The sequence below is a fragment of the Haliscomenobacter sp. genome, from assembly GCF_041740695.1.
In the GTDB taxonomy this organism is placed as follows: Bacteria; Bacteroidota; Bacteroidia; order Chitinophagales; family Saprospiraceae; genus Haliscomenobacter.
In genome coordinates this window covers 1-6,567 of sequence record NZ_JBGSLK010000131.1, presented here as the reverse complement: position 1 = coordinate 6,567, position 6,567 = coordinate 1, and the positions used below count along the sequence as shown (strand labels likewise).

General features: G+C 41.5%; 6 protein-coding genes. 4 read left to right on the top strand and 2 right to left on the bottom strand.

All coding sequences use genetic code 11. The features are described 5' to 3' along the window. Positions 1-222: 222 nt before the first annotated feature. Entirely contained in the window at positions 223-1,233 is a 1,011-nt protein-coding gene (locus ACEW9O_RS26060) for a serine protease (RefSeq protein ID WP_373553161.1), read from the bottom strand. Between the two features lie 260 nt (positions 1,234-1,493). Here ACEW9O_RS26060 and ACEW9O_RS26055 point away from each other — a divergent pair, with 260 nt between their 5' ends. The 3 genes from ACEW9O_RS26055 to ACEW9O_RS26045 are packed head-to-tail and all read left to right on the top strand — an operon-like array spanning position 1,494 to position 4,248. After that, the gene (locus tag ACEW9O_RS26055) at positions 1,494-2,480 is read left to right on the top strand and encodes an AAA family ATPase (RefSeq protein WP_373553160.1); all 987 of its coding nucleotides are present in this window, start codon (positions 1,494-1,496) and stop codon (positions 2,478-2,480) included. A 48-nt stretch (positions 2,481-2,528) separates the two neighbouring features. After that, a complete protein-coding gene (locus ACEW9O_RS26050; protein WP_373553159.1) occupies positions 2,529-3,413 on the top strand; it encodes a DUF488 family protein in 885 nt (294 codons plus the stop codon). A gap of 1 nt (position 3,414) precedes the next feature. Further along, positions 3,415-4,248, top strand: a complete 834-nt coding sequence (locus ACEW9O_RS26045) for a hypothetical protein (protein ID WP_373553158.1) — start codon at positions 3,415-3,417, stop codon at positions 4,246-4,248. A gap of 282 nt (positions 4,249-4,530) precedes the next feature. On the opposite strand, the gene ACEW9O_RS26040 is transcribed toward ACEW9O_RS26045, so the two are convergent. Continuing rightward, the gene (locus ACEW9O_RS26040) at positions 4,531-4,662 is read right to left on the bottom strand and encodes a hypothetical protein (protein WP_373553157.1); all 132 of its coding nucleotides are present in this window, start codon (positions 4,660-4,662) and stop codon (positions 4,531-4,533) included. 152 nt (positions 4,663-4,814) lie between these two features. Here ACEW9O_RS26040 and drt2 point away from each other — a divergent pair, with 152 nt between their 5' ends. Continuing rightward, positions 4,815-6,326, top strand: coding sequence for an antiviral reverse transcriptase Drt2 (drt2, locus tag ACEW9O_RS26035; protein ID WP_373553156.1), 1,512 nt, complete (start codon positions 4,815-4,817; stop codon positions 6,324-6,326). The last annotated feature ends 241 nt before the right edge of the window (positions 6,327-6,567 follow it).

Here is a 6,567-nt window from a genome sequence, read left to right as displayed (position 1 = left end):
ATCCTTGATTTCATTGAGCTTATTAAGCGCTTCGTAACGTGAGGCCGCTAGGGCCAGAAATTCTTCCTTGCTCATCTTAATTGGCTTTGTACTCAAGATAAGCCTTTTTCAAATTGTCTGCGACAATTTGAATTACACCCATTATGAAGTAGATTTTGGATTCGGTGAGAGCTTGTGAGGATGGGGCTAGATAATTGGCTGACCCATCCACTCAAAGAAACCCTATTTTTTTGTTCCTTCTATCTGCTTTAAAATGAAAGAATTAACATGGTCGATCATTTTTTTGACGTATTCTGCTTTTACGATTATTGAAACCCCTGCCCTGCTTTTGGTTATAAAAGGTTTTTTTGTTATTGAATCAATAATAGGCTTATTATCTAAATAGACAGAACCAGTATCCTCATATCCTCCTACTAATATTCCAACAAGCTCAAGGTAGTCTTTAAAAGAAAATACAGGACCACCACTATTCCCGTAGGTTGCATTTGATTCTACTAAGGTAATGGTATTCAGATCGGGATTTGTCATGTTTTGAGCAGGCTTCCAAATAATGTAACCAGGTTTGAAGGTCGAAATGTTGTACAAAAACTTTGACTGAAATTCGGATTGGATATGCCCTGGATAGCCTACAATCCATACTTGATCTCCAATGTAAGGGGAGGTCATATTTGTGTAAGGAAATAAGACATTACCAATTTGCTCTGCTTTTCGTAAAAAAAGTGTATCAAAGTACATAGCAGGGATGAGTATGGAAGCTAAGTCGACACTCTTATCTGGATAAAAGAAGATATTAGGAGTTTTATCCGAATTGAAACGGGGAACTCTAACCCCAAAATACTCTGTAGTCTTAATGGTATCAGCCCATGAAGGCCTTATGTAAACGGTATCAATGTTGTTATCGACAAAATATTTCGCCACATGTGCTGCCGTAATGATGTTATTTATAGTAGTTGTTTTATATTTTGAATAAGTGAGAAACCCGGAGCCAATAGCCTGAAATTTTCTTACTGGTACTTTGCGTCCATTAACGTTTATTGTATCGTTCACAATAACTCCAATTCCTACAACATATCTTTTCATCCTTAGAAAAGCTTCCTCCATATTATTCGCCTGTGCATAAGTCCCTACCTTAAATAGTGCCAGAAAAAAAAACAAAAGTGTAGCGTAAAAAAAACATTGTTTCATAGTAGTCTTTTTAAATTGAAGAATCGGATTTTGTTTCTTTTCAGGCACTGTTGCCCATTTTGTTTGATTTAACAATTCTGATCACATGAACCAAATAGTGGAATTAAAAGTTCCTTTTTTTCATCGACCTGGTGAACTGAGTCCTTTGCGGGTATATTTCAACAAATCCTCAAGATAACTCCCGCAAAAATTGTGTTTTAAAATCTTTTTCCTTAACTTTAATCCAACAATTTGCGAAGTTTTCCAAAACAATCCGTCATCTTTGTTGCGAAAACACGCCAACGCTTTAGCAAAAAGAATCCAAACTCATGGCTGCCGCAGATCAAATCAAAAGTTTAATCCAATCTTTTGGAGAACAGGATGAAGATCGCTTCTTCTCTACAGCCATGCAAATTGCGGCTTCCGAAGCCCGTCAAGGGCATACCGCCTTTGCACAGGAACTCAAAAAACTGATCGAAAAAAACCGCAAGGCTTTTGCCGATGCCTCGGCTACCGAAGGCAAAACCATCCCGCTTTCCCTACCCAAGCGCGAGTTGCAAGAGCTTATTGATGTATTCCAACCCCGTTTGCGTCTGCGCGATATGGTCCTTGCGCCCAATGTCCGGGAGTCTTTAAAGACCTTGCTACGGGAACAAGAAAGTTGGGAAATCCTCCGCCAGCACAATCTTTCCCCTCGCCGCAAGCTGCTGCTCACTGGAGCCCCCGGTACCGGCAAAACCATGACCGCCCAAGCCCTCGCGGGAGAATTGGGCCTGGCTGTGTACATCATTCGCCTGGATGGCCTCATGTCCAAGTACATGGGAGAATCCATCGCCAAGCTGCGCCTCATTTTTGACGCCATGCAGGATCACCGCGCCGTTTACCTCTTTGACGAGTTTGATTCCATTGGTTCGCACCGCGATCAAGGCCAGGATGTTGGCGAAGCCAAACGAGTCCTCAATAGTTTTTTGATCAACATCGAAAAAGACCAAAGCAATAGCATCATCATCGCCGCCACCAATCTCCCCGATGCGCTGGATAAAGCGCTTTTTCGCCGTTTTGATGATGTGGTTGCCTATCCCCTACCCCAGCAAGCGCAAATTGTCACTTTGCTGGAAATGCGTTTGTCGGGGTATTCATTTAAGGAAAAAGTAGATTTCGCCAGCCTTGCTGAATTGGCTCAGGGTATGAATTATTCTGATCTGGGCAAGGCTTGTGAAGATGTAATTAAAGATATGATCATCAAAGGGCAAAGGCAGTTGGAGGTGGTGAACCTTAAAAATGCGCTTGAAAAACGAAGAGAAACTAACACTTAATTTGTTTTTTATTTTTCAATTACGCATTTTTTTGTTGATATTTGCACCATGTACTACCGTCGTAAAATCATTCTGGCTTTGCTACAATCGTTTGAAGGCGAATTGGAAAAAATTCGCCTTCAAAAACTTCTTTTTCTACTGACCAAACGGCAAGAGAAAGCAGAATACGATTTTGTACCCTACAAATATGGCTGTTTCTCCTATTCCGCCAATGCAGACCTGACTGCAATGGTCAATAAGGGCTTGGTGAGTGAAACGGAAAGCCACTTTAAAACCACAGAATCTTTAGACTACATTCAGCAACTTCGACCTCAAGACCGCCAGTTATTAGGTACAATTCGCAGATTGTATGGGGACATGAATGCCAACGCATTGATGAAACATACCTACCTTAATTTCCCTTACTGGGCGATTCATAGCCTTAAGGCGGAAGCCTTATTGTCAAAAGCTGAGTTTGAAAAGGTACAATCCAGTCGCCCTCAAAGCGATCGAATCGTGCTCTTTAGCATTGGTTATGAGGGCATATCGCTGGAGGAATACCTCAACCGACTGCTTAAAAATGATGTCAAATTGTTGGTGGATGTGCGCAACAACCCCCTAAGTATGAAATATGGGTTTAGCAAAACCCAATTAAAGCGTTTTTGTGAAGGCTTGGGCATCGCCTATATGCATTTTCCAGATGTTGGCATTCAGTCGGAACAACGGCAGGAATTACACACTCAACGCGATTATGATCAATTGTTCGCAAAGTATTGTCAAACTACTTTAATAGAAACCCGCTCAACGCAGCAAACGATATTAGAACTACTCAAAAAGCATCAGCGTATTGCCCTCACTTGTTTTGAAGCCAATATTTGCCAGTGTCACCGTAAACACCTGGCTGAATCAATCACTCAACTACCCGATTTTAATTATGAAGTAAAACACATTTGATATGCCAATTACCAAGGTATTGATCACTGTAAAAACTTACCCAACGCTTTCCAGCAAATACGATGAGTTGGTCTGCACTGCTGGTTTTAGAGAAGATGGTTCTTGGATTCGCTTGTACCCTATCCCTTTTAGAAAGAAATCCTACATCGAGCAATATAAAAAATACGATTGGGTTGAGGTGGATTTGGTAAAAAACACGACAGACTTTCGACCAGAGAGTTATCGACCCTTTTCCGCAGATAGCAAAATTGAAGTAGTGGGCCACATTGATACCAAAAACAATTGGGCTGCCAGAAAAGAAATAGCGTTAAAGAAGGTTTATGAAAGCCTTACTCCATTGATTGATGAAGCTAAAGAGAAAAATATTGGTACTTCCCTGGCTACATTTAAACCTGCTGAAATTATTGATTTTAAGGTTGAATCTGTGAGTAGAGAATGGGATAAAAATAAGTTAGCCAAAATGCGCCAAATGAACCTTTTTGAATCAGCCAGTGAGGATGGGCATTTTGAGGTCGTCCGTAAACTTCCCTATAAATTTTCTTACATTCTTCTGGATAAGGATGGCAAAAAGAGCAAAATGATGATCGAAGACTGGGAAATTGGGCAGTTGTATTGGAACTGCTTCGGACGTCATCATGGAGATGAACAAAAAGCGGTCCTTGATGTGCGCAATAAATATTTCGAAGACTTTGCCAAAACCAAAGACTTATACCTGTTTTTGGGAACTACTCAGGCTCACCATTTTGTTTCTCACAACCCTTTTGTCATCATTGGTACTTTTCATCCAAAGATTGATGTTCCCAAGATTGAGACGCAAATGTCTCTGCCATTTTAAGGTTAAAACTACTGCTTGCCTGGAAAACAAGAACAGTAAATGCTTGTAAATAATGATGGATTGACCTCTTTTCTCATTACTTAGCATTTTACAAGGGTTGGTAAATAGTTTGGGGAAACTTGTCTGAATTGAGATTAATTGTCAAAAAATATTCATTTATATTTGTCAGGGGTGAAAGTAGTTGACTGAAAGATTAAAAAATAGTAATTTGTCTGCGCTTCTTACAAACGGTGGGCTAAGTCTGTTTCTTGTGTATTAACGACGAGCATTTCGAAGCTCAGACTAATGGCCACAACATATGGTGGCTTTGACAGTAATGTAGATTTGGTTCACTCCTTCCTGCACAATTTGCCGGAGGATGGCCAGAACGACCAAGCTGTATTGAATGCCTTGAACGATTTCAAGTGTTATCATTTGGATGAGTTTAAGTAGGTAAACAATCAACATGTTCCAAAAGCAGTGCTCTCCTCGGAGGGCGTCTTAGCGCGAACAAGAGACTAATGGTTAGACCATAAAGATAGCTGCGATACATTAGCCCGCCGTTTTTTAAAACCCTGGATTCGACAATGAAAGACTGGCTGAAACTCAAAAAATATACCCACTTTTCGCCCCCCCTGGTCCCAAAAAATATTCCGTTCATCCGGTCTTACGTGAGTAATCCAGCCAAGATCATCCGGCACCGATTTTATCCTTTCATCCACTATACCATCTGTGAAAACCGCTTCCGAAGACCTAAGGATAAATCCGGGCGTCGAGCAGAGCTGAGAACAGAAAAGAAAAAAACACGTCAAATTTTCTACGCCAATCACCTCGATGCGCAGATTTTTGCCTACTACGGCCATCTCATCACAACCAAGCTTGATGATATCTACAGGGCAAATCCTGTGCTGAACAATAGCGTAATCGCCTATCGCCGCATTGAGTTCAACCAATTTCGCAACAAGTGTAACATCGATTTTGCCAAAGAAGTCTTTGACTTCATCAGCAATGCAGATGGCCTGGAAATCTGTGCCTTGTGCTTTGATGTCAAAAGCTTTTTCGATACCCTCGACCACATAACGCTGAAGAAAGCCTGGTCCCAATTATTTGACCGGATCAACCTTGAAGAGGATCACTACAAGGTCTATCGCGCGATTACCAGGTACACCTATGTGGAGATTGGAGATTTAATCAAAGAGTTCAAAGAGTTCAAGGTAAAAAAGCTGAAGTACCTGAAAAACAAAGAAATTCAGTCCTTCTGCAAATCAGGTGCCGAATTCAGAGACAGAGTTGAAAAGAAAGGCTTGATCATTTTCAACAAATACGACGCGCTCAATCAATGCCCACGTACTTACGGAATCCCTCAAGGCTCGCCCATTAGTGCGGTATTGTCAAATCTTTACATGCTGGAATTCGATCTTGAGTTGACCGAAATGGCCGAACGCCTAGGCGGTCTTTATCGCCGATATTCTGATGACATACTCTTCATTTGCCCACCCGAAGCAGCAGCACACATCAAGACTTTTGTAGCTGATTTTATTCAACAAAAACTAAAGCTAACGATTCAGAAAGACAAAACCCAGGAAGTAATCTTCAGCCGGTCAGACCCTACGCACCCTTGGTCCTGTTACACCATTGAAAACGGCCAACAGCTTCCCAACTGCCCACTCAGCTACCTGGGCTTTGATTTCGATGGGCAAAAAATCCTGCTCCGCCAGAAAAGCCTTTCCTTGTTTTATCGAAACATGAAAAGATTGATCAAGCGCAAAGCAAGATATGCCTACTATGCCAAGCAGCACAATCAGCGTAAAAACGCCAAATTGAAGGACTCCTGGATTTTCAAAAGAAGAATCTACAAATCCAAATCCCACCTGGGCTCGAAGAAGAAAACAATCAATGGAAAAGTATTTTGGGGCAACTACATTTCCTATGCTTATACCGCAAGCAGGGCCATGGATAGCCCACAGATTAGAGACCAGGTCCGTAATCACTGGAGAATTCTCGAAAGAAAGATCGGGAAATATGAAGCAGTCTGGAGACTTGCAAAAACACCTCCCCGGAAAAGAAAATCATCAACAGTTTTACTTCTGACAACCTAATTTGTTGATCATTTTAGGTGATTTACAAGCCATGTCATACCCTAATCTGAACACTAGTCTGTATCCTAGTCCTGATTTCTTCATAAATGGCGATCCCTTCTTCGTATCCCTCTGGGCAAGCCCATCTTGTAGCTAATCTAAAGGCGGTGTAAATTTCGGCACAAAAAACAAATGGAAAGAAGAGTAAAATGTCTCCGGCGGAGCGCTGGAGAGATGTATGGGGTCATAGAAGGGTGGCAAG